This window comes from Microvirga pakistanensis (genome assembly GCF_004458765.1).
GTDB classification, from domain to species: domain Bacteria; phylum Pseudomonadota; class Alphaproteobacteria; order Rhizobiales; family Beijerinckiaceae; genus Microvirga; species Microvirga pakistanensis.
This window is the reverse complement of the sequence record NZ_SPJX01000184.1, coordinates 78,912-104,011: the sequence shown is the minus strand read 5'-3', so window position 1 is coordinate 104,011 and position 25,100 is coordinate 78,912. Positions and strand designations below refer to the sequence as shown.

General features: G+C 61.9%; 24 protein-coding genes, 1 tRNA gene and 1 pseudogene. 12 read left to right on the top strand and 14 right to left on the bottom strand.

The window, feature by feature from the left end:
- From E4K09_RS08185 to E4K09_RS08175, 3 genes are read left to right on the top strand one after another with little or no spacing between them, the layout of a single operon-like run.
- Positions 1 to 888, top strand: a complete 888-nt coding sequence (locus E4K09_RS08185; RefSeq protein ID WP_134496252.1) for a branched-chain amino acid ABC transporter permease — start codon at positions 1 to 3, stop codon at positions 886 to 888.
- A gap of 4 nt (positions 889 to 892) precedes the next feature.
- A complete protein-coding gene (locus E4K09_RS08180; protein ID WP_134496251.1) occupies positions 893 to 1,867 on the top strand; it encodes a branched-chain amino acid ABC transporter permease in 975 nt (324 codons plus the stop codon).
- A 33-nt stretch (positions 1,868 to 1,900) separates the two neighbouring features.
- A complete protein-coding gene (locus E4K09_RS08175; protein ID WP_134496250.1) occupies positions 1,901 to 3,541 on the top strand; it encodes a GMC family oxidoreductase in 1,641 nt (546 codons plus the stop codon).
- Between the two features lie 17 nt (positions 3,542 to 3,558).
- Here the strand turns inward: E4K09_RS08175 and E4K09_RS08170 are convergent, their stop codons facing one another.
- The gene (locus tag E4K09_RS08170) at positions 3,559 to 4,257 is read right to left on the bottom strand and encodes a LuxR C-terminal-related transcriptional regulator (protein ID WP_166802222.1); all 699 of its coding nucleotides are present in this window, start codon (positions 4,255 to 4,257) and stop codon (positions 3,559 to 3,561) included.
- Positions 4,258 to 4,763: 506 nt separating this feature from the next.
- On the opposite strand from E4K09_RS08170, the gene E4K09_RS08165 reads away from it, so the two are divergent.
- The gene (locus tag E4K09_RS08165; protein WP_134496248.1) at positions 4,764 to 4,991 is read left to right on the top strand and encodes a DUF6894 family protein; all 228 of its coding nucleotides are present in this window, start codon (positions 4,764 to 4,766) and stop codon (positions 4,989 to 4,991) included.
- A 167-nt stretch (positions 4,992 to 5,158) separates the two neighbouring features.
- Here E4K09_RS08165 and E4K09_RS08160 read toward each other — a convergent pair whose 3' ends face one another.
- From E4K09_RS08160 to E4K09_RS08145, 4 genes are all read right to left on the bottom strand, one after another.
- The gene (locus E4K09_RS08160) at positions 5,159 to 5,950 is read right to left on the bottom strand and encodes a LuxR C-terminal-related transcriptional regulator (RefSeq protein WP_134496247.1); all 792 of its coding nucleotides are present in this window, start codon (positions 5,948 to 5,950) and stop codon (positions 5,159 to 5,161) included.
- A 727-nt stretch (positions 5,951 to 6,677) separates the two neighbouring features.
- Positions 6,678 to 8,096, bottom strand: a complete 1,419-nt coding sequence (locus E4K09_RS08155; RefSeq protein WP_134496246.1) for a mannose-1-phosphate guanylyltransferase/mannose-6-phosphate isomerase — start codon at positions 8,094 to 8,096, stop codon at positions 6,678 to 6,680.
- 233 nt (positions 8,097 to 8,329) lie between these two features.
- Complete coding sequence (locus E4K09_RS08150) at positions 8,330 to 9,640, bottom strand: UDP-glucose dehydrogenase family protein (RefSeq protein ID WP_134496245.1); 1,311 nt, start codon at positions 9,638 to 9,640, stop codon at positions 8,330 to 8,332.
- A 731-nt stretch (positions 9,641 to 10,371) separates the two neighbouring features.
- Positions 10,372 to 11,112: a TerC family protein gene (locus E4K09_RS08145; RefSeq protein ID WP_134496244.1), complete on the bottom strand. Its 741-nt coding sequence runs from the start codon at positions 11,110 to 11,112 to the stop codon at positions 10,372 to 10,374.
- A gap of 1,000 nt (positions 11,113 to 12,112) precedes the next feature.
- Between E4K09_RS08145 and E4K09_RS08140 the strand changes: the two genes are divergently transcribed.
- Positions 12,113 to 12,493, top strand: coding sequence for a rhodanese-like domain-containing protein (locus E4K09_RS08140; protein WP_134496243.1), 381 nt, complete (start codon positions 12,113 to 12,115; stop codon positions 12,491 to 12,493).
- 55 nt (positions 12,494 to 12,548) lie between these two features.
- Here the strand turns inward: E4K09_RS08140 and E4K09_RS08135 are convergent.
- From E4K09_RS08135 to mnmA, 4 genes are all read right to left on the bottom strand, one after another.
- Positions 12,549 to 12,625 (bottom strand) — tRNA-Met (locus tag E4K09_RS08135).
- A gap of 204 nt (positions 12,626 to 12,829) precedes the next feature.
- Positions 12,830 to 13,048 (bottom strand): hypothetical protein, encoded by a 219-nt coding sequence (locus E4K09_RS08130; protein ID WP_134496242.1) that lies wholly within the window; start codon positions 13,046 to 13,048, stop codon positions 12,830 to 12,832.
- A gap of 98 nt (positions 13,049 to 13,146) precedes the next feature.
- The gene (locus tag E4K09_RS08125; protein ID WP_134496241.1) at positions 13,147 to 13,788 is read right to left on the bottom strand and encodes a class I SAM-dependent methyltransferase; all 642 of its coding nucleotides are present in this window, start codon (positions 13,786 to 13,788) and stop codon (positions 13,147 to 13,149) included.
- Between the two features lie 23 nt (positions 13,789 to 13,811).
- Positions 13,812 to 14,966: a tRNA 2-thiouridine(34) synthase MnmA gene (mnmA, locus tag E4K09_RS08120; RefSeq protein ID WP_134496240.1), complete on the bottom strand. Its 1,155-nt coding sequence runs from the start codon at positions 14,964 to 14,966 to the stop codon at positions 13,812 to 13,814.
- Between the two features lie 229 nt (positions 14,967 to 15,195).
- On the opposite strand from mnmA, the gene sciP reads away from it, so the two are divergent.
- Positions 15,196 to 15,471, top strand: a complete 276-nt coding sequence (gene sciP / locus E4K09_RS08115) for a CtrA inhibitor SciP (protein WP_009763782.1) — start codon at positions 15,196 to 15,198, stop codon at positions 15,469 to 15,471.
- 260 nt (positions 15,472 to 15,731) lie between these two features.
- A pseudogene (locus E4K09_RS08110) lies at positions 15,732 to 15,959 on the top strand (helix-turn-helix domain-containing protein); the annotation flags it as partial.
- Between the two features lie 74 nt (positions 15,960 to 16,033).
- On the opposite strand, the gene E4K09_RS08105 reads toward E4K09_RS08110, so the two are convergent.
- Positions 16,034 to 17,047, bottom strand: a complete 1,014-nt coding sequence (locus tag E4K09_RS08105; RefSeq protein WP_134496239.1) for a lysylphosphatidylglycerol synthase domain-containing protein — start codon at positions 17,045 to 17,047, stop codon at positions 16,034 to 16,036.
- 193 nt (positions 17,048 to 17,240) lie between these two features.
- Between E4K09_RS08105 and E4K09_RS08100 the strand changes: the two genes are divergently transcribed.
- Positions 17,241 to 17,852 (top strand): GNAT family N-acetyltransferase, encoded by a 612-nt coding sequence (locus tag E4K09_RS08100; RefSeq protein WP_193557266.1) that lies wholly within the window; start codon positions 17,241 to 17,243, stop codon positions 17,850 to 17,852.
- A 65-nt stretch (positions 17,853 to 17,917) separates the two neighbouring features.
- On the opposite strand, the gene fliJ is transcribed toward E4K09_RS08100, so the two are convergent.
- A complete protein-coding gene (gene fliJ / locus E4K09_RS08095) occupies positions 17,918 to 18,319 on the bottom strand; it encodes a flagellar export protein FliJ (protein WP_134496238.1) in 402 nt (133 codons plus the stop codon).
- A 527-nt stretch (positions 18,320 to 18,846) separates the two neighbouring features.
- Between fliJ and ctrA the strand changes: the two genes are divergently transcribed.
- Entirely contained in the window at positions 18,847 to 19,548 is a 702-nt protein-coding gene (gene ctrA, locus E4K09_RS08090; RefSeq protein WP_134496237.1) for a response regulator transcription factor CtrA, read from the top strand.
- Between the two features lie 474 nt (positions 19,549 to 20,022).
- On the opposite strand, the gene chpT is transcribed toward ctrA, so the two are convergent.
- The gene (gene chpT, locus E4K09_RS08085; protein WP_134496236.1) at positions 20,023 to 20,664 is read right to left on the bottom strand and encodes a histidine phosphotransferase ChpT; all 642 of its coding nucleotides are present in this window, start codon (positions 20,662 to 20,664) and stop codon (positions 20,023 to 20,025) included.
- Between the two features lie 89 nt (positions 20,665 to 20,753).
- On the opposite strand from chpT, the gene E4K09_RS08080 reads away from it, so the two are divergent.
- From E4K09_RS08080 to E4K09_RS08070, 3 genes are all read left to right on the top strand, one after another.
- On the top strand, positions 20,754 to 21,662 hold the full coding sequence (locus E4K09_RS08080) for a 3'(2'),5'-bisphosphate nucleotidase CysQ family protein (protein ID WP_425293824.1): 909 nt from the start codon (positions 20,754 to 20,756) through the stop codon (positions 21,660 to 21,662).
- Positions 21,663 to 21,923: 261 nt separating this feature from the next.
- On the top strand, positions 21,924 to 22,526 hold the full coding sequence (locus tag E4K09_RS08075) for a DUF1134 domain-containing protein (RefSeq protein ID WP_134496235.1): 603 nt from the start codon (positions 21,924 to 21,926) through the stop codon (positions 22,524 to 22,526).
- Positions 22,527 to 22,698: 172 nt separating this feature from the next.
- Positions 22,699 to 23,715, top strand: a complete 1,017-nt coding sequence (locus E4K09_RS08070; protein WP_134496234.1) for a coiled-coil domain-containing protein — start codon at positions 22,699 to 22,701, stop codon at positions 23,713 to 23,715.
- A gap of 96 nt (positions 23,716 to 23,811) precedes the next feature.
- On the opposite strand, the gene E4K09_RS08065 is transcribed toward E4K09_RS08070, so the two are convergent.
- Both E4K09_RS08065 and E4K09_RS08060 read right to left on the bottom strand, forming a co-directional pair.
- Positions 23,812 to 24,156, bottom strand: a complete 345-nt coding sequence (locus E4K09_RS08065; RefSeq protein WP_134496233.1) for a hypothetical protein — start codon at positions 24,154 to 24,156, stop codon at positions 23,812 to 23,814.
- 53 nt (positions 24,157 to 24,209) lie between these two features.
- Positions 24,210 to 25,073, bottom strand: a complete 864-nt coding sequence (locus tag E4K09_RS08060; protein ID WP_134496232.1) for a D-amino-acid transaminase — start codon at positions 25,071 to 25,073, stop codon at positions 24,210 to 24,212.
- Between the last annotated feature and the right edge of the window lie 27 nt (positions 25,074 to 25,100).

Below are 25,100 nucleotides of genomic sequence, written 5' to 3'. Positions count from 1 at the left end.
ATGAGCACGATTTTCGGCATTCCCGCTCCCGCTCTCTACGGCCAGATCCTCATCGGCCTGATCAACGGCTCCTTCTATGCCATGCTCAGCCTGGGACTCGCGGTCATCTTCGGCCTGCTGCGGGTGATCAACTTCACGCATGGCGCCCAGTACATGCTCGGCGCCTTCGCGGCCTATCTCCTGCTGACCTATGCCGGGATCGGCTATTGGCCGGCTCTCGTCCTCGCGCCGCTTCTCGTCGGCGTGGTGGCCGTCCTCATCGAGCGCTTCATGCTGAGGCGGCTCTACGGCCTCGATCCCCTCTACGGCCTCCTCCTGACCTTTGGCCTGGCCCTTATCTTCGAGGGCGCGTTCCGCCATTGGTTCGGAGCCGCCGGCAAACCTTATGCGCCGCCAGCCCAACTGACCGGCGCGCTCAATCTCGGCTTCATGTTCATGCCGATCTATCGCGGATGGGTGGTCGTCGCCTCCCTGTTCGTGTGCCTCGGCACGTGGCTCCTCATCGAGAAAACGAGGCTTGGCGCCTATCTCCGGGCGGCGACGGAAAATGCCACGCTCGTCCAGGCCTTCGGCGTGAACGTGCCGCTTCTCCTGACGCTGACCTATGGCCTGGGCGCTGCCCTTGCGGCTCTTGCGGGCGTCCTGGCGGCCCCGATCTATCAGGTCAGCCCGCTGATGGGCACGAATCTGATCATCATCGTCTTCGCCGTGGTGGTCGTCGGCGGCATGGGGTCGATCCTCGGCGCCATCGTGACCGGCTATGTGCTCGGCGTGCTCGAAGGTCTGACCAAGGTCTTCTACCCAGAAGCCTCGAGCATCGTTATCTTCGTGATCATGGCCATCGTTCTGCTCGTCAGGCCGGCGGGCCTGTTCGGGCGGGAGGAGTAATATCATGGCTGTCGGAACCCAATACCTGGCAGAGCAGCCCCGGCTGCGCACCCCTTCCCTCGTGTTCGGCGCGATCGCCCTGGCGGCCCTCGTCGCCGCGCCGTTCTTCTTCTATCCCGTCTTCCTCATGAGCATCCTGTGCTTCGCGCTGTTTGCCTGCGCGTTCAACCTGCTCATCGGCTATGTCGGTCTCCTCTCCTTCGGCCACGCCGCCTTCTTCGGCGGCGCGGCCTATTTCACCGCGCATGCGGTCAAGGTTTGGGGCTGGGAGCCTCTTGCGGGCATTCTGCTCGGCGCGGTCGGCGCCGCGGCCATGGGCCTCGTCATCGGCTTTCTGGCCATCCGCCGTCAGGGCATCTATTTCGCCATGATCACCCTGGCCCTGTCGCAGATGTTCGCCTTCATCTGCCTGCAGGCCCCGTTCACGCATGGCGAGGACGGCATCCAGGGCGTGCCGCGGGGTCATCTGCTCGGTCTCGTCGACCTCAACGAGCCGCGTGCGATGTACTATCTGACGCTTGCGATCTTCCTGTTCGGGCTGTTTGCGATCTGGCGCATCGTCAACTCGCCCTTCGGCAACATCCTGAAGGCCATTCGCGAGAACGAGCGGCGCGCCGTCTCTCTCGGTTACAGGGTCGACCGTTACAAGCTCGGCGCCTTCGTCATGTCTGCCGCGCTCGCAGGCCTCGCGGGCGGAACGAAGGCCATCGTCTTCCAGTTCGCCACGCTCACGGACGTGCAATGGCAGATGTCCGGCGAGGTCATCCTGATGACGCTTCTCGGCGGCATCGGCACCATGATCGGCCCGATCGTGGGAGCGGGACTGGTCATCGCCCTGCAGAACTATCTCGCCTCGTCGCAATTCCCCGTCACGGTTCTAATCGGCATCATCTTCGTCATCTGCGTGCTGCTGTTCCGCCGGGGCATCGTCGGCGAGATCCTGGAACTCATGAAGCGCAGGCCCAAAGGCACCGCCTGAGGCTGTGCCCTCGGCCATCGGTTGAGGCGTGTCATGTCCGACAGCACCACGTTCGACTACGTCATCATCGGAGGAGGCTCGGCAGGCTGCGTTCTGGCGAACCGCCTCTCCAAGGATCCAAGCAACTCCGTCTGCCTGCTGGAAGCCGGGGGCAAGGACAATTGGATCTGGTTCCACATTCCGGTCGGCTACCTGTTCGCCATCGGCAATCCTCGCTCGGATTGGATGTTCAAGACGGAGAGCGAGCCCGGGCTCAATGGCCGCGTTCTAAACTACCCGCGCGGCAAGGTCCTGGGCGGCTGCTCGGCCATCAACGCCATGATCTACATGCGCGGCCAGCGCGAGGATTATGACAACTGGCGCCAGATGGGCCTGAAAGGCTGGGGCTGGGACGACGTGCGTCCCATCTTCCGTCAGCACCTGGACCACTATCTCGGCGCCGGCGAGCATCATGGCAGCGGCGGGGAATGGCGCGTCGAGCCGCCCCGCATGCGCTGGGACATCCTCGACACCTTCATCGAGGCCGCCGTACAGGCCGGCATTCCTCGCACGACCGATTTCAACACGGGCAGCAACGAGGGAATCTCCTACTTCCACGTCAACCAGAAGAACGGGCGGCGCTGGTCCGCGGCGCGGGGCTTTCTGAGGCCGGCCCTTTCTCGCCCGAACCTGAAGCTCGAGATCAACGCGCACGCCACGCGCATCCTCTTCGAGGGCACGCGGGCCATGGGCGTCGAGATCCTGCAGCAGGGCACTCTTCGGCGCATCCATGCGCGCAACGAAGTCATTCTGTCCGCCGGGGCGGTGGCCTCTCCGCAGATTCTGCAATTGTCAGGAGTCGGGGACGGCAATCTCCTGCAGCAGCATGGAATTGAAGTCATTCGCCACCTGCCGGGCGTGGGCGAGAACCTGCAGGATCACCTGCAGCTGCGTCCCATCTATAAAGTCCATGGGGCGCGTACGCTCAACGAGGAGTATCGATCCCTCGTCAAGAAAGGCTTCATGGCACTCGAATACGCCCTGTTCCGGCGCGGTCCGCTCACGATGGCGCCGTCACAGCTTGGGGCATTCACCCGCTCGTCTGCGGATTACGCGACGCCCAACCTTCAGTTTCATATCCAACCCCTGTCGCTCGAAAAGTTCGGGGAGGATCCACACCCCTTCCCGGCTTTCACGGCCAGCGTCTGCAACCTGCGGCCGACGAGCCGCGGCACCATCAGGATTCGCAGCCACAATGCCGCCGACCCACCTTCGATCCGGCCCAATTACCTGTCGACGCCGGAGGACCAGCAGGTTGCGGTCGATTCCTTACGCCTCGTCCGCCACATCGTGTCCATGCCGGCGCTCCAGAAATACCGGCCGGAGGAATACAAGCCAGGCGCCCACTTGAACTCGGACGAGGAGCTTCTTCAGGGGGCCCGCGACATCGGCACCACCATCTTCCATCCGGTGGGCACGGCAAAGATGGGGCCGGAGAACGATCCCATGGCCGTGACGGACGAGCGCCTGAGGGTGCGCGGCATCGACGGCCTGCGGGTGATCGACGCTTCCGTCATGCCGGCGATCACCAGCGGAAACACCAACTCGCCGACGCTCATGATCGCGGAAAAAGGCGCCGCCATGATCCTGGAGGATCATGGTCACACGGTCGAGGTGATCAGACAATCGGCCTGAGGCGCAGACCCGTCGCCTCAGGCGGAGAACGGCCCCTCGGTGGGCAGATGGCTCGCGGCCCAGATGGCGGCTTGCGTCCTGTTCTTGGCTTGGATCTTGCGCAGGATCGCCTTGACGTGAACCTTGACGGTTGCTTCGGTGATGTCGAACTTGCGCGCGATGAGCTTGTTCGAATCGCCTTCCATGAGGCACCGCAGGATCACCGTTTCGCGAACGGACAGGCCCTTGCTCTGGAATTGTCCGTCGAAGTCCTTCGCAGCGCCCTGGGCCTCCCCTGCGTCGCTCGGCTGCAGAACGTGCTCATTCAGCAGCTCAAGAACGGCCGACGGGAACACGATCTCTCCCAGCATGACGAGATCCAGCGTCTTCACCAGGACCTCGCAGGATACGGACTTGACGAGATAGGCATCCGCCCCCGCCTGGAAGGCCGTGATGATCTGCTTGAGATCGTATTGGTCGACGAGCATCAGCACCCGGGCAGAAGAAGATTGCTTCTTGATCTGCCGAATCTGATCGCAGGCTTCCTCGTGATCTCGCGCGCCGTCCATGATCAGCAGGAACGGAGCAGCCTCCGGCTTCCAGGCGGCCAAGACCTCGTCGAAGCTCGCCGACAAGGCAACGGGATTATAGGCCGTCTCAGCCAGGATCCGCCTCAATCCCTCTCGAAGAAGGGTATTGGGCTCGACAAGGAGAGTGGGGGTCGTCTCAGGATTCATGTACCGATCCTGGGACGCATCGGATGCGTGAGCCAATTCCAGGTACCGGGCCTGCCCGATGTCTCTCGTGAGCGGCAAGCTCGGGAGGGACGCACCATCAAGATCGTAGGTTTTCCGCATGGGAGCGCCTTTTCTGGTCTACAGTCCAAACGCGAGAGAATCCGACATTTTCCTTTAGGGAAATTAGCTTATTCGCTGAATTCCTACAATGACTTCCTATTCACATCTGTTAAATATTTGTTAACGTGGTGAATTCTTTGCGATACTTCGTATCATTTGCGGCAGGTGTGCCGCCCTTACGTGAGGCATTCACGATGGCTGCCCGATCCAAGGCTGGCCTGAGACCAATTTGTCCCAACAAAACTATGCCATTGGACGTCGATCTGGGATAAAGAGCTTGCGCGACATCCCAGGACAAAATCCCTGCGATCCGCAGTATGGAAATGCCTCACGGTCGATCTAAATAACATATCGTTCCAAATAGAGCCGGTCTGCCCCTACTGATCATGAGATGTTACTTCAACCTGATGAGCGATGAAGAGACGATAATCGACGACGAAGGCGTCGACGTGAGGGATCTGGACCAGGCATGGGCCCAAGCCCTCAAAGCGATTGCGGAACTCCGCGCAGAAGCGGATGGGGAACTGATCGACTGGGATCGATGGCGGCTGGAGGCCACGGACCCAAGCGGCAAGGTGCTCTTCTCAATCAAGCTCACGCACAGCTTGCACTAGCGCATCATGCGGACCCGGAGGGCCGCGTCAGGAAAAAGTGGACCCGGTTTTCCGCACCAGACGATGCGCCGTCCTAAGAGCGGAGCATCGGATTGACCCCAAAAGTGCAAATCCACTTTTCACGCCTGACGCACGAAGCACGAGCCGAAGCGCATTGCTTTGACACCTCAGAAAAGTTTCACAAGCGGAGAGGCCTGCGACACGGCATGGTCGCCGGACGAGGATTGCACCCATGGCGCCTCCTGACCGGAGCCGGACAGGTGATTGACCGCCCACATGGCGGCCTGGGTGCGATTGGCCACCCGAATCTTTCTCAAGATCGCCTTGATATGAACCTTGACGGTTGCCTCTGCGACCTCGAGCTTGCGCGCGATCACTTTGTTCGGCGCACCTTCCATCAGGCATTGCAGAATTTCCGCCTCGCGGCTGGATAGGGTCCGGATGACGGAATCCTTTGCCTCGGCCAGTCGCTCCGCCTGAGGAAGAGGCATCGAGATCGGAGTGTTTTCCTTGTGCGGAACTGTTGCCTCGCCTGCGGGCGATATGGCGCTCAAGAACGCGAAGGACGGGAAGACGACCTCTCCCAGCATGACGAGGTCCAGATATTTGATCAGCGCTTCGCAGCCCGTGGTCGCGAGGCAGTAGCCGTCTGCACCGGCTTGAAGAACGAGCTTCATTTCATCCAGGTCGAACCCGTCCGCGAGAACGACGACACGCGCGTTGATATGCTGCGTCTTCAGATCCCGCACGATGTTGATCATTCCGCTCGGATAGAGATTGCTGTCGATGATGAAGAGGAACGGAGCGTGCCCGTAGAGCTGGGGGACTGCCGTGCCCCGGGAGCTCAGATCCTCGGGATGCACCTTGTAGCGGGTGCTCGACAGGATGTGCCGGATCCCCTCGCGGAGCATGGAATTCTTGCAGCCCAAGATCGTTGTGACTTGAAGCGTGTTTGACATTGGGGGGGGATCCCTTTTCGCAAAGATTACCCCTGATTATACGAGGAGGCTCGGCAGGAACTACTGATGAAAAGGAGGTAATAGTTACTGCTTTGGGAGTACCAGATCGATATCATCGGACGACATCAAACCATCGCAAGCGAAAAATACTTCTTTCGCCTATCGCGGTCTTCGACTTGTTTGCGTCTTCAATATGGCAGCTCGCACAAATACCTTATCGGTGAAGCTATTTCGTAGTAGCGACATCGAGGGTACTTCCGTGAGAATTTGCAAGCACGATATGGCTTTCTTGTGTCCCGACAGGCAATCCAGCGCCTTGCCTCGCTACCTATCCAAACCGCGCGGACGGATGGCATTCGCGAAATCAATCGTCACTGGTCCGGAGAAGGCCATGGACTGAGAATCTGCAGCTCGACTCATGCTGCGAGCGTCGATCGGCCGGACGCGGACTGGATCCACCACAAGACGTTCAACGCACGCGGAAAAGAATGCGCTGACATCAAGGAAGGCTTGTCGGGGAAGATCGTCGAGCACAACCGCTGTACGGGCCAGCGAGACAAGAGGTCGGCAGGATTCGATTCCGGTGTATGGAATACCTTCCGGCACAACGCCGTCTACGGAAATCGCGGAGCCGGCATCGCCTCGGAGGCGACGAGGCCGGCGACTCGCGGGCTTCCTGAGCTCAGAAGCGGGCGACAACGGCTACATTGATTCTCGCAGCCCTCAATCAGATCGTGACGATACGATCATACTGATCTTCCAGGCGCACGATATCATCCTCGCCGAGGTAGGTGCCGCACTGGACCTCGATCAGGTGCAGTTCATCGTCGCCGATATTCTCCAGCCTGTGCACGTCGCCCTTCGGGATGTACACGGACTCGTTCGCCCCCATGACGAAGATCCTGTCTCCGACAGTGACGCGCGCCGTCCCCGACACGACGGTCCAATGCTCCGACCGATGATGGTGATATTGGAGGGACAGACGCCCCGCCACGTCGACGATGATGTGCTTGACCTGGAAGCCTTCGCCAAGCCGCAGGCACTCGTAGGATCCCCAAGGCCTGCGAACCTTGCGGTGGAGATTGGCCTCGGGCCTCTTCGTAGACGCCAGCTCGATGGCAAGACGCCCGACGTTCTGAGCCTGATCGAGGGAGCTGATGAGAACGGCATCGGCCGTATCGACCACCACGATCTTCTCGACACCCATGACAGCCACAAGTCGCGAGTTTCCGTGCACGTAGCTGTTGCGCACGTCATGGAGGATCGTGTCGCCGCGCGCCACATTGCCGTCGGTGTCCTTCGATCCGGCATCCCATAGCGCCGACCAGGAGCCAAGGTCACGCCAGTTCGGCGATACGGGGACGCAGACGAGCCGGTCGCTCCTCTCCATGACCGCATAGTCGATGGAAATCGCAGGGGCCATGTCGAACTCCGCCGAAAGGCGGATGGTGTCATTACTGCGATGAGCGGAGCTCACGGCCCGGCGGGCGCAGGCCATGACGTCCGGCGCATATTGCTCGAGTTCCATCATGATCGTGCGCGCGGTGAACATGAAGATGCCGCTGTTCCACAAATGACGCCCCGCGGCGAGCATCGCTTCCGCGGCGGGCCGCTTCGGCTTCTCAACGAAGCCGGCGACCTTGAAGCTGATGTCGTCGAAAGACTCTCCGACCTCGATGTAACCGAACCCGGTCTCTGCATGCGTCGGCCGAATCCCGAACAGGACGATTTGTCCCTGGCGCGCCGCATGGGCCGCCTGACTCACCGCATCGGAGAACACTTCCGCCTTCTCGATCAGATGGTCGCTCGGAGCCACAAGCATCAGCCGGTCAGGATCTTCTTCCGCGATCAAAGCCGCGGCGGCGGCGATAGCCGGCGCCGTGCTGCGCACGCATGGTTCAACGAGGAGGCGAACCGGGCCGGATTGGAGCTCTCCGATTTCCCGCAGCGCAAGGTCTCGGTGATTGTTGTTCACGATCACGAGCGGTTCTGCATAGAGTTCGGTGCGGAACCGCTGGACCGTCTGCTGAAACAGGCTTCTCTCACCGGACAGCGCATGAAACTGCTTGGGTTCGCTGGCACGCGAGACGGGCCACAAGCGGGTCCCCGATCCTCCGCACATCAGAACGGGAATGATGTTATCCATCGTTCATCTCCATGTCTCGACGCGTCAGCCTGAGCATTCCGCAGCGACGAACTTGATCGTTTGAGACTTGCAATTCGGTTGCCTTGATGCGTTCCGAGCCTTGCTGAGCCCTTCCAACGTTCGTTCCCAGACCCATACTGGCCAGGCAGTCTTCCACTGGCAGCGCAGCCGCAACAGCAGGGGCATGAAGGAGATGCACCCAGGCCGGCTCCGAGAGCCGGATCCAACCGGGTTTACCAGCAAATTCCCTGATAGAAGTCACCGGAACACCTTGTCTGATCGATGCGGACGAGATCAACGAGAGGCCGGCCGTCATTCACGACGCTCATCAAGCGCTGAGCCTCGGCGCGGTTGCCGAGAACGAAAACTTCGGCATGGTCGGCAACTTCGTTGATGTCCGCCGTGAGCAGCGATGTCAGATGCGGCAGGTGAGCACGAACGAAGTTCAGGTTGGCACCGGTCAGCTTCGAAACCTGAATGTTCGGATCGTAGATCCGGATATCGTAGCCCCGGCCCAACAGCCGCTCTGCGAGTTCGACGAGCGGGCTTTCGCGCAGATCGTCCGTCTCAGGCTTGAAGCTCAGGCCGATGATACCGATACGGCGCTTGCCTGCCGCAGCGACCATGGAATAGGCGCGGCGCAATTGCTCCTCGTTCGCCTCCATAGTCGCATCGAGAACCGGCGTCGGCACTTCCAGGTTGCGCGCGGCGAAGCGCAAGGCCCGCACATCTTTGGGAAGGCATGACCCGCCGAAGGCGAAACCGGGCTTAAGATAGGCCTTGGAGATATTGAGGCGGGTGTCGGAACAGAGGACATCCATCACGGCATGGCCGTCGATGCCAGCCGCCTTGCAGATATTGCCGATTTCATTGGCGAAGCTGATCTTCAGGGCGTGCCAAGCGTTGTTGGTGTATTTGACCGCCTCTGCCGTGCGGATCGTGACGATCCGCGGCTCGACCTTGAAGATCCTGTGCAGGTCGATGAGACGATCGATGGTGGCCTGATCATGCCGCCCGAAGATGATCGCACCGGGATCATAGTAGTCCGTGATGGCCGTACCCTCGCGCAGGAACTCCGGGTAGTATGCCACACCGAAGCCGACGCCCGCCTGCCGTCCGGATGTGCGCTCCAAGGCAGGCACGATGATGCTCTCCATCGTGCCTGGCAGAATGGTGGAGCGCATGACGACGGAATGAAAAGAATTCTTTTCCCTGATCGCGGCGCCGATCTGCTCGGCAGCTGCGGTGACGAAGCTGGCGTCGAGAGAGCCGTTAGAGCGGGATGGTGTTCCAACACAGACGAAAGAGAGATCCGAGCCCTGAATGGCCTCACGAACATCATCGGTGGCCTTGAGGCGTTTGCTGCGGATGCCCTCCTGGATCAACTCCTCAAGTCCTGGCTCGATGATCGGGCTAATGCCCGCGTTGAGAGGCTCAACCTTCTGTGGGTTTGGATCGACTGCGAGAACATGATGGCCGTCGTTGGCCAAACATGCGGCCGAGACAGCTCCAACATAGCCAATTCCAAAGACACTGATTTGCATTAGGCTGTTCCCGTCGGAAAAGAAATCAAGGCATAGTCATTCAGTGCCGCCAGCACAGCCCAATAGATACCCCGCACGCCTGCATTTTTTCGTCACTATTTCGGTCGGAGAGATACCCCGGACGGATTACATTGAAATCACGCCCGATACTGCTCGAAATTAACTCTTAAGATCGAGAAAATACTATGATAGAGAATCCGCCGAAGGCGCACGCACCCTAGACATGCACCCTAGACTGGCATCGTTCGCCGCAAGACGAGGCGGCTCTCGCAGTGTCTGAGCTGTTCCCGCCGCCTGGGACAGGACCGCCGCAACCGGCGCATCGAATTTCGCCCGTGCAGCCCACGAGACGGTTGCCAAAATGAGGAAGCCCGCTAGACACCGATCTGGGCATGGAATGAGGCGGAGAGGCGAACCGCGATTCCTGCTTTCCGGGAAGGACCAGAGTGGAGAGGAGCGCGCCCCCGGGTCCTTTCATGACGCCATGCAGGAAGCCGCGAATGGACGAGGCGCACGCCGACCGAGATACGTCCGGACAACCTTGATGCTGAACAACCTGATCGGCGCCAACAAGACAACTAATAACGCCGATTTCATCGTCATGTAGAGATATGGCAATCCGATAAACAGCCGGCTCCGGAGAACTGGAGCCGGCTGCTTTCTGATGCGATCGGCTGCTGGCAATCTCTCACCGTACGCGACTGCATCTCCGATCGCGCATGATGCAACGATCAGCCCTGCCGCGTTCTCTTGCTTCGCCGGGAGAGCATGTTGAGCCCCTCCACGAGAGCCGAGAACGCCATTGCGGCATAGATGTAGCCCTTGGGCACGTGGACGCCGAAGCCTTCGGCGATCAGCGTCATGCCGATCATCAGCAGGAAGCCCAGGGCCAGCATGACCACGGTCGGATTGGCTTGGATGAACCTCGACAGAGGATCGGCCGCCACGAGCATGACGGTCACGGCGGCAACCACGGCCACGACCATGATCGGGACATGCTCCGTCATGCCGACAGCCGTGATGATGCTGTCGATGGAGAACACCAGATCGAGAATGAGTATTTGGGTGATCGCAGAAGCAAAGCTCATGCCAGCCTGCCTGCCGTCGAACATGTCCGGCCCGGGATCGGGATCGACATTGTGATGGATCTCCTTCGTGGCCTTCCATACCAGGAAGAGGCCGCCCGCGATGAGGATGAGGTCCCTCCAGGAGAAGCCATGCCCAAAAGCCGTGAACAACGGATCCGTCAAGCGGACAATGATGGCGATCGTCCCGAGAAGGCCCAACCGAAGGATCAGGGCCAGCCCGATGCCGATACGGCGGGCCCTTGCCTGCTGGTGAGCGGGCAGTTTGTTGGTGAGGATCGAGATAAAGATCAGGTTATCGATTCCGAGCACCACCTCCATCACAACAAGAGTTGCCAAAGCGGCCCATGCGGCTGGGTCTGACGTCAAGGCGATAATCTGGTCCATAGGGTACTCTCATGTGAATCTCTTCCCCTATGTTTTGTCGGAGCCTCGATTAAACAAGGCTTGGCCATATTTTCCGGCCTCTCATTAAGTTGTTTCCGGCTTCGACAGGCGATTGGGAACCGAGGCCGACCGGGCAAGCGTTCCCTCCGCACAGGAGGCCACCATGGAAACACGGTTGTTTTGGATCGGGAATGCGAGCTTGGTCTTTGGCCTGTTGGCCGCCGTATCGACAGCCCAAGCGCAGTCCCCACGGCCATGGGTCGATCCGCCTTCCGAGTCTGCGGCGCCAGCCACCGGTCCCGCCCCTGCTGCGGCGCCCAGCAGCCCCGGTCCCTCCCCTGCTGCGAGCACGACGCAGCCACAACAGTCTGCTAGGGATGCAGCGGCCAAGCCGGCGGAGGCAGACAAGAAACAGGCGCAGCAAGAGGCCGAAAAAGCGCCTTCCGCTGCTCAAGAGAACAAGCCGGCTGTAAAGCCCACGGCCCGCAGGGCCGTGAGCGAACGCAGGGATCGCGGACAAAAGACACGCTCTGTGGCAGCAGGAAGCGAGCGATCGGTACAGGCGGCTCGGCCCCGGCGGTTGACCGACAGGACCTCCCGATCCACGCGTGCGGAAAGGCTTCGCGCGGGGGTCGATGCCGGCCTGGAGGTCATGACCCTTCGCACCATCGAATTTCCCGATGGCAGGCGCGTCCAAATCCTGACACGACCCCGACCCGGGGCAGTCTCGGAATTCATGGACATGCCCGAATGAAGCGGTGCCCCCTGCAGGGGGCACCTTTTTTGATGATCTGACATCGCGCCGCCCTGGAGAGCGTTCGCAAGGAGAGATCATCGGCCTCGTCCTGAAGCAATCCTTTCATGGGAAGCCCCGGAAATGATCCTTCACCTGGATAGGCCTCCACCTACCAAGCTTTCCTACCTCTTCTGCTTGCCTTGACAGCGGATCACAGCGGATTGAGCCTTCCTCCTCCCGAGGACCCGCAGGTAAGAGGAAGCCATGGCGAAAAATGTGAAAGACCTGCTCGCGGAGGCCAACGCAGCGGTCACGCGATTGTCGCCGGCCGAAGCCAAGGAAAGGATGAGATCGGGCGATGTGCTTGTCGTCGATGTGCGCGATTCCACCGAAGTTCAGCAGACCGGCAGGCTCAAGGGCGCGATGAACGTCTCACGGGGCATGCTCGAGTTCCGCGCGGATCCAGAGAGCCAATATCATAACCCGGTCTTCCAGAAGGACAGGACCATCCTCCTGCATTGCGCCTCGGGCGGCCGTTCCGCCCTTGCCGGAAAGACCCTTCAGGACATGGGCTACACGGCCGTTTTCAATATCGGCGGCTTCAAGGAACTGACGGAGGCCGGCATCGATACCGAACCGGCCTAGAACGGCCCGCTGATGGATGGGATCGCTTTTCCGGAAAAGATCCCGATGGGATCAATGGTAGCGGAGGAGGGATTTGAACCCCCGACACAAGGATTATGATTCCTCTGCTCTGACCAACTGAGCTACTCCGCCCCAGGTCGCGGGGAGCCCCCGCGTCAGGCATGGGCGATATAGGGAAGATTATGCCCGAGTGTCAAGAAAGAGGCGGGCCCAACCGACATTTTTATCGCGGTTTCTTTACTGTCCCCGAAGCCGTGCATCTCCTGTCGATGCCGCCGGGCAAATGCGGTCGGAGCCTGAACGGACGAACGCGCCACTCCTTGCTGCGGAGGGATGTCAGCCCTTCGGCTTCATGCGCCAGAGTTGAAAGCCTTCATTAGCGATCGCCTGTTCGATAGCCCTGCGGGGAAACTTGTGCGGCGGGGCCTCGCGCGAGCTGAGAGTGCCCGTCAGCCCCCAAGGACCGTACTTGGCGGGCAGCTTGCTGCCGGATTCATCGCCCGCGAAAGCGTGCAGATCTTCCTTGGCCTGGGAGGAGAACATGAAAAGGCGCATGGGAATCACTTTCGTGAATGCGTGCAGGAACTTGAGACCTGGGAAATAGGGCTCCGGCGCCGAAAGTCATGGGTGGTCTCCAAAAGAAGAAGCGGGCCTCACGCCCGCTTCCTGATTCTCATGAGCTTGAAAAAGCCGGCCGGGAAGAGGGATCTCAATTCGACCACCTCCATGAACCCGGTGCTCCTCGCCCAATTCTCCACCCGAGCCGTCTTGAAGGAGGAACTCCATCCGATAGCCTTGGCAAGCGGCGCGGCCATTTCCTCGAGGGCGGCCACGGGGCCTGAGGGCTGGCCCCAATGATTGGCGAGCACGATCTCGCCGCCGGGTTTCAGCACCCGGGCGAATTCGGCGAGCGCCACCTCGGGCTCCGGCACGAGAGTGATGATGAACTGGGCAGTGACCGCATCGAAGGTTTCGTCGGAAAAGCCAAGGCGGGTCACGTCCATGACCTGCAAGCTCTTCACATGAGACAGGCCGCGCTTCTCCACCTTGTCCTGCGCCCGGCGCAGCATATCCTCGGAGAGATCGACCCCGTAAACCTCGGCATGCCTCGGATAATATCCGAGGGACAGTCCGGTGCCGACGCCGGCCTCCAGAACTTTGGGGCCGCAGGCGACCGCGGCGTTCACGGCGGCCCGAGCGGCCGGCTCGGTCAGCTTGTCGTACACAAGGTCATAGATCGGCGCCCAACGCGCATAGGCTTTGCGCATCAGGGTCGTGGTCGCTCCATCCGTCATGCAGGTTCCTTCAGAGAGACGCCTCAGGCCGCGGCAGGGGCGGCTTCGGCGACTGTGCGGGCGATCGTCCCTCCACCAAGCACCCGTGCCCGCGGAGCGTCGCTCTCATACATGACACAGGCTTGGCCAGGAGACACCCCGTCCTCCGCCGATAACAGCTCGACAGTAGCGCCGGTTCCTGTGGATCGCAGAACGGCCGGACGGGGCTCGCGGGTGGAACGGACCCGGACGGCCACTTCCATCCCCTGCTCGCCCAAGGACTCCAGCGGCACGTCACCGAGCCAGTTCACGTCCGTGATCCTGATGAGGCGCGTCGCCAGGGCCTCGCGAGGACCCACCACCACACGAGCCTCGCCGGCGTCGAGACGCACCACGTAGAGCGGCTCGCCGACGGAGAGGCCCAGGCCCTTCCGCTGACCGACGGTGTAATGGATGATGCCCTCATGCCGGCCGAGCACGCGGCCGTCCACATGGACGATCTCTCCGCCCTGGACGGCGCCGGGCTTCAGACGCTCGATGACGTCGCTGTAGCGCCCCTGCGTGACGAAGCAGATGTCCTGGCTGTCGGCCTTTTCGGCCACCGTGAGCCCGAAGCTGCGGGCCAGCTCGCGGGTCTTCTCCTTGGGCAGCTCCCCCAAGGGAAAGCGAAGCAGGTCGAGCTGCTCCGGCGTCGTTGCATAGAGGAAATAGCTCTGGTCCCGGTCCGGATCGGCGGCCCGGTGCAGGGCCCGACGCCCGTCGGGCAGGCGGCGGCTCGCCACGTAATGGCCCGTGGCCAGCACGTCGGCCCCAAGTTCCCTGGCGGTTTCCAGAAGATCCCGGAACTTGATGGAGCGGTTGCACTCGACGCAGGGGATCGGCGTCTCGCCCGCCAGATAGCTTTGGGTAAAGCGGTCGATCACGGCCGCGCGGAAGCGCTCCTCGTAATCGAGCACGTAGTGCGGAATGCCGATGGCCTCCGCCACCCGGCGGGCATCGTAGATATCCTGTCCGGCGCAGCAGGCCCCTTTGCGGTGCGCGGCTTCGCCATGGTCGTAGAGCTGAAGCGTGATGCCGATGACGTCATAGCCCTGCTGCTTGAGCAGGGCCGCCACGACGGAGGAATCCACTCCGCCCGACATCGCAACCACGACGCGGGTCTCGGCGGGAGACTTGGGAAGATCGAGTGAGTTGAGCATCGTTCCGTCCAGAGGCGCCGTTCAAGGCGGCGCACGGGAGGGGCCAAAGCCCTTCTATAGCGATGACCGTCGAATTCTTAAAGAGAAACGTGCCGCAATAAGTCGGTGTTAACGTTTATGGCTAAGCTTAGGCTCACTCGTAACCGCCTGGACGGGCTTAGGAAAACATTAAGCCCCACCCTTTAGGTTCGAACCTACCAAGGTCGTTGAATTTTTGTGTGAGCGTATCATGACCGAACCCCACCGCCCAAGGGTCAAGTATGTCATTGGGCCCGATGGCAGTCCCCTGACGATTGCCGACCTGCCGCCCTCCAGCACCCGCCGTTGGGTCATCCGCCGCAAGGCCGAAGTCGTCGCCGCCGTCCGTGGCGGCCTGCTGAGCCTGGAGGAAGCCTGCCAGCGCTATACGCTGACCACCGAGGAATTCCTGAGCTGGCAGATGTCCATCGATCAGCACGGTCTGGCCGGCCTCCGGACAACCCGGATCCAGCAATACAGGCAGTAGCCTGAAAGCCAAAGGGCAACAGAGGACGGGGCGCTGCTTTCATCGAGCGGCGCCTTTTTCGTTCGCAACGCCTGCTTACTTTCGTCCGGCATCCCCGTTTATCCGGCCGGAAGCTGTGCTGTTAAGACCTTCCTAACCATACGATGGGCATAAATCCTTACCCTTTACTTGGATAGGTACGAATCGTGCGCAGCGCTCAGGACATGACGGAACAGCAGCCTTCTCACCCTTCGCATGCCGCCATTCCGCCCTCGTCCATCGCCGACCAGACGACTGAGGCGCTCCGGCGCATCCTGGTGGGGCACACCATTGCCGATGTGGAGCGTCACCTGATCCTGGATACCCTGGCCTATTGTCTGGGCAACAGGACACATGCGGCCCGCATCCTGGGCATCTCGATCCGCACGTTGCGCAACAAGCTGAACGAATACATGGACGCCGGCATTCCCGTGCCGGAACCGGGTCAAAAGTCCACGCTCGCCGCCTGAGGGCGACGGCTCGTGGGGCAGCACGGCCGGCCTGGGAACTCGACCAGCGGCCGGGACATGCCGGGAGAGGCGCCCTACAGATCGGATCCCGAGAGCGGCGGCGGCGGAATGGAACTGCTGTCGACCGCCCCCCGGGCGCGCCAGGCCTGCGCCAGCCGGGCCCGCTCGAAGAGGAGCACCACCACCAGCGACATGGCGAACGGGATCAACAGGTAGAACAGGCGGAAGATGATCAGCGCCGCGAGCACATCCGCCTTGGGGATGTCCGGCATCGCCGTCAGGAACACGAGCTCGAAGACGCCAAGCCCCCCGGGCGCGTGGCTCACCAGAGCGGCCGAGAAGGAGGCGAGGAACACCGCGAGCACGGTCAGGAAACTCGGCTCCAGATGCGCCGGCAGCACGAAGTAGATGATGCCGGCGGCCCCGAGCAGCTCGAGCGGAGCGGCAATCAGCTGGCGCACCATGATCGCGGGACGCGGGTATTCCAGCTTGGCCTTGCGGATCACCAACGGCGGCAGATGCAGAATGGAGCCCGCCACGTAGAGGGCAACGAAGCCGAGAAGCAGCAACCCCACCACGCGGGCCGTCGCCGGGTTGGTGAGCGCAGAGGGCAGCAGGTCCTCGAGACGATGCAGGAGCGTCGGATCCACGGTGAGCACCACGCCGCCGAGCAGGATGGTGCCGAGGCCGAAGGTGAAGGAGCACAACGCCACCAGAACCGCGATCTGCGGAGCGCTCAGCCCCTTGGACGTATAGGCCCGATAACGGACGATGGCGCCCGAGAACACCGAGGCGCCGATATTGTGCGACAAGGCATAGGTGGTGAAGGACGTGATGGACACGAACAGCCACGAGATGTGCCGCACGCCGAGATGGAGGAGCGCGATCCGGTCGTACCAGGCCAGGGCGGCATAGGCGACGAGGGTCGACAGACCGGCGAGGGCGTAGCGGTGAGAGGGCACCGCTGTCAGGCTGTCCCAAACGTCGTCGAGGGACATGCCCCGCAATTCGCGATAGAGAAGCCAGATGGAAACGACGACCGCTGCAAGCCCGATGACAGGCCAGATGAACTCACGCACTTTCTTCATCGAGACGGTCGTGCTCCTTGGTTCCCTCTTCTGTGCCTATAATCCATTCGAACCGCAAGTGGAAACGCCCGGGGAGGATGGACATAACGTCCCCGAGCGGCGCCTCCGCCGGGCCGCCCGTCCGCTCCGGGCCGTTGCTCTTCCGCGGAAGCCGTGACAGATCGATGCTCCGACGACCGATGCGAGGCCCCGCATGACGACACCCCAGACGATGCTGAACCTCGACGGCTACACGGATCTGCCGTCCGGCAAGATCGCAGCCGTCGTCACCTATCTCGAGATGCGCTCCCCTCCTCCGGCGCTGCCGGCGGAGGCTCCGGAGGGCTGGTCGCTCCAGTCTCTCAACGCAGATCGCGACCGATACAAAACCCTCTATCGCCGGGTGGGCGAGCCCTGGCTCTGGTCCAGCCGCCTGGTGATGTCCGATGAGGAACTCGCCGGCATTCTCGGCCACCCGAAAGTCGAGGCCTATGCCCTGCACGACGGTCAGGATGACGTGGGTCTTCTGGAACTCGACTTCAGACCCGAAGGGGAAGCGGAACTGGCTTTCCTGGGCCTCGTGCCCGGCGTGATCGGAAAGGGAGCCGGACGCTTCCTCATAAGCGAGGCCGTTCGTCGGGCCTTCGCCCGGCCGATCGAGCGCTTCTTCGTGCATACCTGCAGCCTCGACCACCCGGCGGCCCTCGCCTTCTATAGGCGCGCAGGCTTCGAGCCGTATCGCCGCGCCATCGAGGTCACGGACGATCCACGCCTTCGGGGCATCATCCCAATCGACTGCGCACCCCAGGTGCCGGTGCTCGACTGACGCGGATACGAAAAAGGACGCGTCGGGATGGACGCGTCCTTTTTGATCCGTTCCGACGAAAGGGGTCAGGCGGTTGCGCGAATGGCGCGGGCCTGACCCATCTGGCTGATGGATGGGTCCAGAGTCCGCTCGCTGCCGCGCTCCCGGTCCTCCAGACTTTCCGCTCTCTTCAGCTCTTCGAACGCCTCGCCGAGTTCCGCCTTGGCATCATCGAGTTGTTTATGAAGGTTCTGAGCCGACATGCGGAGATTGTCCCGCCGCTGGGCCGCGGCGCGAGCATAGGTCGGATAGGCGAAATGGTTCGGATCGGTGATCCCGGCCTTCTGCTCTTCCGCCGCGATTTCCCGATCAAGGTCAGCCGCCATGCGGTCGAACTCGGCGATCATCATCTCGATCTGCGCCACCCTCCGACGTTTCTCGTCGACTTGAAAGCGCTTGAGGCGGATGAGCGTATCCCGCGACTTCATTTTGATTCAACTCCACACGTCGCTGTTTCACGTGCCTGTCGGATCGCTCAGTTATCCGTGAGGCATGAGACATCATCGCGCATGGAAGTTGACCCTTCCTTACCACAATGAACGAAAAAGCGTGACCAGCCAGATCACGGGCGATCGCGTTCAGGCTCGTGACCGGAAGCGAGGCTTGCGCAAGGCTTGCGTCAACCTTTCGTTTACTGATTTCGTTAACACTGGCTCTGTCACGTCTGCCGCTTCGGCAAATCGGCAGGCCGATGCAAGCGAAACCCTTCGTTTGCAACAGTTTTGGATGGAACGATGAGGTTCCCAATGGTCATCCCGAATCCACAGGTTGAGCATTTTCGGCGACAGATTGGCGGAGCCATGTCGTTAAGCGCTTGCATGCAGGAATCAGGGTTTGTTAACCATTCCGAACTAGCATTACGAATCAGTGCAAAAGGGCATCCGCCGCAGGCCCGGTGGCGGATGGGCGGCGGCAAGCTACCCGCAAGCTCCAGGGCATGGGCTGGGGAATAGACATGCGCGTACTTCTCATCGAAGACGATAGCGCGACAGCGCAAAGCATCGAGCTGATGCTGAAGTCCGAGAACTTCAATATCTATACGACGGATCTCGGCGAAGAGGGCATCGACCTCGGCAAGCTCTACGACTACGACATCATCCTTCTCGATCTGAATCTTCCCGACATGTCGGGTTATGAGGTTCTGCGCACGCTGCGCGTCGCGAAGGTGAAGACACCGATCCTGATCCTCTCCGGCATGGCCGGCATCGAAGACAAGGTGAAGGGTCTTGGCTTCGGAGCCGACGATTATCTGACGAAGCCGTTCCACAAGGACGAGATGGTCGCCCGCATTCACGCCATCGTGCGGCGCTCCAAAGGTCACGCGCAATCCGTAATCACAACGGGTGACCTCGTCGTGAACCTCGACACCAAGACAGTCGAGGTCGGCGGCGCTCGCGTGCACCTGACCGGCAAGGAATACCAGATGCTGGAGCTGCTCTCGCTCCGCAAGGGCACGACCCTGACCAAGGAGATGTTCCTGAATCATCTCTATGGCGGCATGGACGAGCCCGAGTTGAAGATCATCGACGTGTTCATCTGCAAGCTGCGCAAGAAGCTCGCAAATGCCTCGCAGGGCAAGAACTACATCGAGACCGTGTGGGGCCGCGGCTACGTGCTGCGCGAGCCCAGCGAGTCCGACGAGCGCATCGCAATCTAGTTCAGAGGCGACGTGAACGATCGTGAGAGCCCGGTCACCGCCGGGCTTTTTTCATTGGCGCGATGATCTTACGAAACGAGAGATTTCGATGCGCGATCAGACTGCTGATGCATGCACCCTTGCGACAGGAATTGTCGCGTCGCCCGCCTCGCAACCTCGTCTCTCATTGCTAGGGAGTACCTCGCACTGGTTCGCGTGAGGTCATGCCGTCGCGTCCGTCGGGATGTCTTGGCACAGTCCCATTGCCGACGGCTACAGCGCGCCTGCTTGTGCGACGGCGACATCTTGGATCTGCGCAAAACAGAAGTCGCGCCTGCGGCGGACAAGCGGTGCTATCGATCTCTCTTGAAAATGCATGTTTGCCATCGGCCCGGACCGGACCTCTGGCGAACACCCGATGCACACCGGGAGATACGGGATCGGGATGGGCGGAGCGAGGCACTCGCCGGGAGCACCTCTCTTGAAATCCGGCTTTTAGATCGTCGTCGATGCGATCGTCACTTCATCGCCATCGATGCTGAAGGCGACATTCATGTTCGATGCGCGCGCCACCATGCCGGCGTAGTAGATCTGAATGCCGTGGGCATCCACCGTCCCGGTTTCCGAGTGTCCGGCGAGCAGATCCTGCGAGTGGGCGGGAATGCGCGCATTGAGGCCCTTGGCCTTGATGGTGAACGCGCAGCTCTCCGCGTCTCCGGTCACCGTCACGGCAATCGAGCCGCCGCGCGGAATGGCCGTGATGGCGATCATGATCAGGTTGAGGAGAAGCTTGACCCTGTTCTTCGGGAACAGAAGGCGTGGCGACGACCAGGAGAAGGAAATCTTGTCGTCGAGAAAGAGGCCCCGGGCCACCTGCTCGGCGTCGCCGAGATCAATGGAGGCTCCGGCCGAGCCTGCGGCCCCGAAGGCGAGGCGGGCGAACTGGAGGCGGGCGGAGGCCTGCCGGGCGCTCTTCTGGATCAGGTCGAGCGCGAACTCGCGCATGGAGGTGTCGCTGTCGTCCTCCAGGACCTCGAGCCCGTTGACGATCGCGCCTACCGGCGAGATCACGTCATGGCAGACCCGCGAGCATAGGAGAGCCGCAAGGTCGAGCGAATCAAGAGAAATGGTGGCCATAAGGGCTCCGGAAGACCGTAAGTTCAGCGCTGGATTCATGAAATTCTGGATTTCGGGTTTCACGAATACAGCCAAACAGGAAAGAGAACGTGAACCGGATACCCGGCTGCGAGTTCTTTGGAAAGCGCGGAAAAGAGATCGACAGGTCTTTCGAGAACAGGCACAAATCCATCATGCTCCTCGATGACGCCAATCCTGACGAGATCGCCCTGCGGCTTGCCCCGATCGCGGCGGAAGCCGCCCATCTCCTGCGGGGCATGGAGAATGTTCTCGTCGAACAGCGCATCAAGGATGACGGGAGCCCGTCCACGGCAGCCGATCTGGCGGCGGAACGCCTGATCGTCCGCCGCCTCGGCGAGGCGTGGCCCGGTGTTCCGGTGGTTGCCGAGGAAACGGCCAGCACGGCCCATACAGACGAATTCTTCTTCCTGGTCGACCCGCTCGACGGAACGCGCGACTTCATCAATGGCACAGGCGAATACAGTGTCAATATCGCCCTGATCCGGGGGAGTCGCCCCCTGGCGGCGGCCGTCGCGGCTCCGGCACTGGACGCCATCTGGATCGCCGGGACGACCGCCCGCAGGAGCGCGATGCCGGAGGACGGCGGCACCCCCTTCGACTGGCAGGACATCAGGGTCCGCAGAGCGCCTGACGACGGGCTCGTCGCCCTCGTGAGCCGCCGGCATGGCGACGTTGCCACGGAAGCCTGCCTCTCCGTGCTCTCCATCGGAACGAGGCGCATGACCTCGTCGGCCCTCAAGTTCTGCCTGATCGCCTCCGGAGAGGCCGACATCTATGTGCGCTGCGGAGCGACCATGGAATGGGACACGGCGGCCGGGGATCATATTCTCTGCTGCGCCGGCGGCAGCGTCGTCGGCCCGGGCAGCATCCCCCTCACCTACGGCCATGAGGACCGCGGCTACCGGAACGGTCCTTTCGCCGCCATGGGCGATGTCACTCTCGCCCCCCGCCTCGACCTGCCGGCGGCCCCCGTCTGAGAGCCGTTCGAACCTCGCATCCGCGGCGTTATGGCGCCGCTTGTACAGAGATTGTTAGGGTTGATGCCCGTAAAGTCGGGGCTCGCTAGCGCACCGTGCAGAAATGTGGATCCGGTTTTCTGCGTCGAACGATGCGCGCTCCCAAGAGTGGAGCATCGGATCGAATCCCAAAAGTGGGTCCACTTTTGGGTCCGATGCTCTAGAAGCCGTCCGGCTTTGAGGAGGCCGGATCGTCCCCTGTCTCATACGAGGAGATAGCCCATGCGCTCCCGACTTTCATTGGCTGCAGCGGCCGCTTTGGCCGCCCTTGTCGGCGCCCTCCCCCTGCAGGCCTCCGCCCAGACCGTGCAGCGCGCCTATGCGCCCAATCCAGGCAGCCCGAACGCCTTCAATTCCAATGAACTGGTCGAGTCGGGCCATCAGTTTTTCGGCTCCGCCTCCCGGGGCCTGGCAACAGCCCTCGAAGAGGCCGTGCGCCGCTGGGGCGAGCCCAACGGCTACATCCTCGGCCAGGAGGCCTCCGGCGCCATCGTCGGCGGCCTGCGCTACGGCGAGGGCAAGCTGTTCACCCGCAATGCGGGCCAGCGCAAGATCTTCTGGCAGGGACCGTCGGTCGGCTTCGATTTCGGCGGAGAAGGCGCCAGGACCATGATGCTGGTCTACAACATGCCCTTCACGGATGCCCTCTATAAGCGCTTTGTCGGCGTCGATGGCTCGGCCTACTTCATCGGCGGCTTCGGCGTGACGGCGCTGGCGGCGGACGAGATGGTCGTGGTCCCGATCCGCACCGGCGTAGGCGCAAGGCTCGGCGTCAACATGGGTTACCTGAAATTCACGCCCGAGCCGACCTGGAACCCCTTCTAAAGAGGCTGCCCGCATCCCCGACCGGCTTCCACACAGGTGGAAACGGCTCAAAGATGCACTACAACCGGCGGGCTGGGGCGTGATCGCTCTGGAAAGCCGCGCGGGCACAAGGCAAGGTGCTTGAGCGTTACACGATCAGGTCTCTTTCTGGTCTCTTGGAGTTGGCGTCCGCGTGGTTGAAACCATTATGATTTTCGCGCTGGGGTTTGTGGCTGCGACCCTCATCGCGCTCCTCATCATTCCCGCGATCAATGCCCGCGCGGAGCGGCTCGCGCGCCGCCGGGCTGAGGCGCTGTTTCCCATGTCCATCTCCGAGCTGACGGCGGAGAAGGACCATCTGCGGGCCGAGTTCGCCGTGCTTCAGCGCAAGATCGAGCGCAAGGCCGAGGAGGCTCTTGCGGCCAAGCACCAGAGCATGGAGGAGCTCGGCCGCCGGGCCGTGCGGATCGAGGCTCTTGAGAGCACCCTGACCGAACGGGACAGGATGATCGCGCAACTGGAGGTGGCCCTGGCGGAGACCCAGACGAAGCTGGCTGCCCTCGAAGACGACCTGGGACAGACAAGGACCTCTCTCTTGAGCACCCGGGAGACCCTTGCGGCTCTCGAAAACGCCCACCGCGCCACCCTGGATGAATTATCCAATACGCGCATGGAGCTGGATCTCACCCAGAGCGGGCGCTCCAGCCTCAAGACGGAGCTGCTCCATGCTCAGGAGCGGCTCGCTCGCCTGGAGGCGGAATATGCCGACACGGATCAGCGCCTGACGGCGGCCCTCACCGAGAACGATGCCAAGCGCATCGCGATCTCCGATCTCGAAACCCGCCTGATGACCCAGACCGCGCGCGGCAACGACTTCGAGCGCGCCTTGAACGAGCGTCACTCCGAGCTTTCCGACGAGCGCAAGCGCCTGGCGGAGCTTGCCCGCGCCGTTGCGGCGGAGCAGGAACGCGGATTGATCCTGGAGCAGCGCATCCGTGAGATCGAGGCCGAGCGCGACGACGCGCAGAACCGCCTCGGCGCGCAGGACAATGCCGGCAAAGGGGACGAAGAGCTCCGTCGCCAGATCACGGAAGTCGCCGCCAAGGTGATGCACGCCAGCGGCACCGCCACGCCGCGCGGCGGGCGCCACGGCAGACGGCGCAACAAGGCGGCGGGAAAGCCAAAGCAACCGGCCCCCGCCGCTTCCTAGAGCATCGTGCGGCCCGAACGATGCTCTTGTTCAAGTGAGGAAGCATCGGACATGAAAAGTGCAGGTCCACTTTTCATGTCCAATGCTGGCGTCGCTCTACTTCGGATCAACCTGCTGATTGCCGCCCGGGCTGCCGGGTGGCGGAATGACCGGGGTCGTGCCCGGTTCCGGAACGGGCGCCGGCACCGTGATGTCGGGGGCCCCCGTCTGGGGCGGGCGAATGACGCCGTCGGACTGCTCAAGCTTGTCGCTCAACGTCGACCCGGTCGACGACGGATCCCGGGGCGCCGACTGCAACCCGTTGGGGTCGACCTTTTCAGCCGGCATCTGCTGCAGCGGCGGCATGTTGGGCGCCTGCTGATTCAAAACGTTGGGATTCTGTGCCATCGCAGCCGTGACACCGCCGGCGAGAGCCAGGGATAGAACCAGAATTCGCTTCATGGATCGCTCCTTTCGGAAGGCAACGGGCGACCCCCGGAGCAGTTCCGCTTCGCCTATTCGGCAGCCATGCGTGGGGCTGTCGCCATCCGAATATAGATCTCCCGCAGCTTTCTCGTGATCGGCCCGGGCCTGCCGTCGCCGATGGCGCGCCCGTCGATGGACACGATGGGGAGCACGAATGTGGACGCGCTCGTCATGAAAGCCTCGGCGGCCCCGTAGGCCTCTTCGACCGTGAACAGGCGCTCCTCGAGTTCGACACCCGCATCCTTCGAGAGGGCCAGAAGCGCTTTGCGCGTGATCCCCGGCAGAATGGCGTTCGACAGCGGACGCACGACGAGGCGGCCTTCCTTCGTGATGATGAATCCGCTCGAGGATCCGCCCTCGGTCACGAACCCGTCCTCCACCATCCAGGCCTCCTGCGCACCGGATTCCTTGGCGGCCTGTTTGGCGAGCACCTGCGCGAGCAGGTTGAGGGATTTGATGTCGCGGCGCTTCCAGCGCAGATCCGGCACGGTGACGACGGCGATCCCGATCTTGGCGGCAGGCGCGTCGACGATGGCCTTTGCCTGCGTGAACATGGCAACGGTCGGAACGACGTTTTCCGGGAACATGAAATCCCGCTCGGCCACGCCTCGGGTCACCTGGAAGTAGATGAACCCCTCCGTCATGGCATTGCGGCGCACCAGCTCCTGCTCGAGGCGCGTCCATTCCGCTCGGCTGTAGGGGTTCGGAATGCGCACCTCGCGGAGCGAGCGCTCCAGGCGCTCGAGATGGGCATCGTTGTCGACGAGGCCTCCACCGAGAACACCGACACCTTCATAAACGCCATCCCCGAACATGAATCCTCGATCCATGAAGGGCACTTTGGCCTCCTCGATGGGAAGGAATGAGCCGTTCAGGAACACGATCCGGGACATGATTACCTCAAAGGGTGGAACTTTCGA

Excerpts from the sequence above, each read along its gene's own strand:
- E4K09_RS08185 (WP_134496252.1), top strand. The coding sequence starts at position 1 with ATGAGCACGATTTTCGGCATTCCCGCTCCCGCTCTCTACGGCCAGATC.
- E4K09_RS08180 (WP_134496251.1), top strand. The coding sequence starts at position 893 with ATGGCTGTCGGAACCCAATACCTGGCAGAGCAGCCCCGGCTGCGCACC.
- E4K09_RS08175 (WP_134496250.1), top strand. The coding sequence starts at position 1,901 with ATGTCCGACAGCACCACGTTCGACTACGTCATCATCGGAGGAGGCTCG.
- E4K09_RS08170 (WP_166802222.1), bottom strand. The coding sequence starts at position 4,257 with ATGAATCCTGAGACGACCCCCACTCTCCTTGTCGAGCCCAATACCCTT.
- E4K09_RS08165 (WP_134496248.1), top strand. The coding sequence starts at position 4,764 with ATGAGATGTTACTTCAACCTGATGAGCGATGAAGAGACGATAATCGAC.
- E4K09_RS08160 (WP_134496247.1), bottom strand. The coding sequence starts at position 5,950 with ATGTCAAACACGCTTCAAGTCACAACGATCTTGGGCTGCAAGAATTCC.
- E4K09_RS08155 (WP_134496246.1), bottom strand. The coding sequence starts at position 8,096 with ATGGATAACATCATTCCCGTTCTGATGTGCGGAGGATCGGGGACCCGC.
- E4K09_RS08150 (WP_134496245.1), bottom strand. The coding sequence starts at position 9,640 with ATGCAAATCAGTGTCTTTGGAATTGGCTATGTTGGAGCTGTCTCGGCC.
- E4K09_RS08145 (WP_134496244.1), bottom strand. The coding sequence starts at position 11,112 with ATGGACCAGATTATCGCCTTGACGTCAGACCCAGCCGCATGGGCCGCT.
- E4K09_RS08140 (WP_134496243.1), top strand. The coding sequence starts at position 12,113 with ATGGCGAAAAATGTGAAAGACCTGCTCGCGGAGGCCAACGCAGCGGTC.
- E4K09_RS08130 (WP_134496242.1), bottom strand. The coding sequence starts at position 13,048 with ATGCGCCTTTTCATGTTCTCCTCCCAGGCCAAGGAAGATCTGCACGCT.
- E4K09_RS08125 (WP_134496241.1), bottom strand. The coding sequence starts at position 13,788 with ATGACGGATGGAGCGACCACGACCCTGATGCGCAAAGCCTATGCGCGT.
- mnmA (WP_134496240.1), bottom strand. The coding sequence starts at position 14,966 with ATGCTCAACTCACTCGATCTTCCCAAGTCTCCCGCCGAGACCCGCGTC.
- sciP (WP_009763782.1), top strand. The coding sequence starts at position 15,196 with ATGACCGAACCCCACCGCCCAAGGGTCAAGTATGTCATTGGGCCCGAT.
- E4K09_RS08105 (WP_134496239.1), bottom strand. The coding sequence starts at position 17,047 with ATGAAGAAAGTGCGTGAGTTCATCTGGCCTGTCATCGGGCTTGCAGCG.
- E4K09_RS08100 (WP_193557266.1), top strand. The coding sequence starts at position 17,241 with ATGACGACACCCCAGACGATGCTGAACCTCGACGGCTACACGGATCTG.
- fliJ (WP_134496238.1), bottom strand. The coding sequence starts at position 18,319 with ATGAAGTCGCGGGATACGCTCATCCGCCTCAAGCGCTTTCAAGTCGAC.
- ctrA (WP_134496237.1), top strand. The coding sequence starts at position 18,847 with ATGCGCGTACTTCTCATCGAAGACGATAGCGCGACAGCGCAAAGCATC.
- chpT (WP_134496236.1), bottom strand. The coding sequence starts at position 20,664 with ATGGCCACCATTTCTCTTGATTCGCTCGACCTTGCGGCTCTCCTATGC.
- E4K09_RS08075 (WP_134496235.1), top strand. The coding sequence starts at position 21,924 with ATGCGCTCCCGACTTTCATTGGCTGCAGCGGCCGCTTTGGCCGCCCTT.
- E4K09_RS08065 (WP_134496233.1), bottom strand. The coding sequence starts at position 24,156 with ATGAAGCGAATTCTGGTTCTATCCCTGGCTCTCGCCGGCGGTGTCACG.
- E4K09_RS08060 (WP_134496232.1), bottom strand. The coding sequence starts at position 25,073 with ATGTCCCGGATCGTGTTCCTGAACGGCTCATTCCTTCCCATCGAGGAG.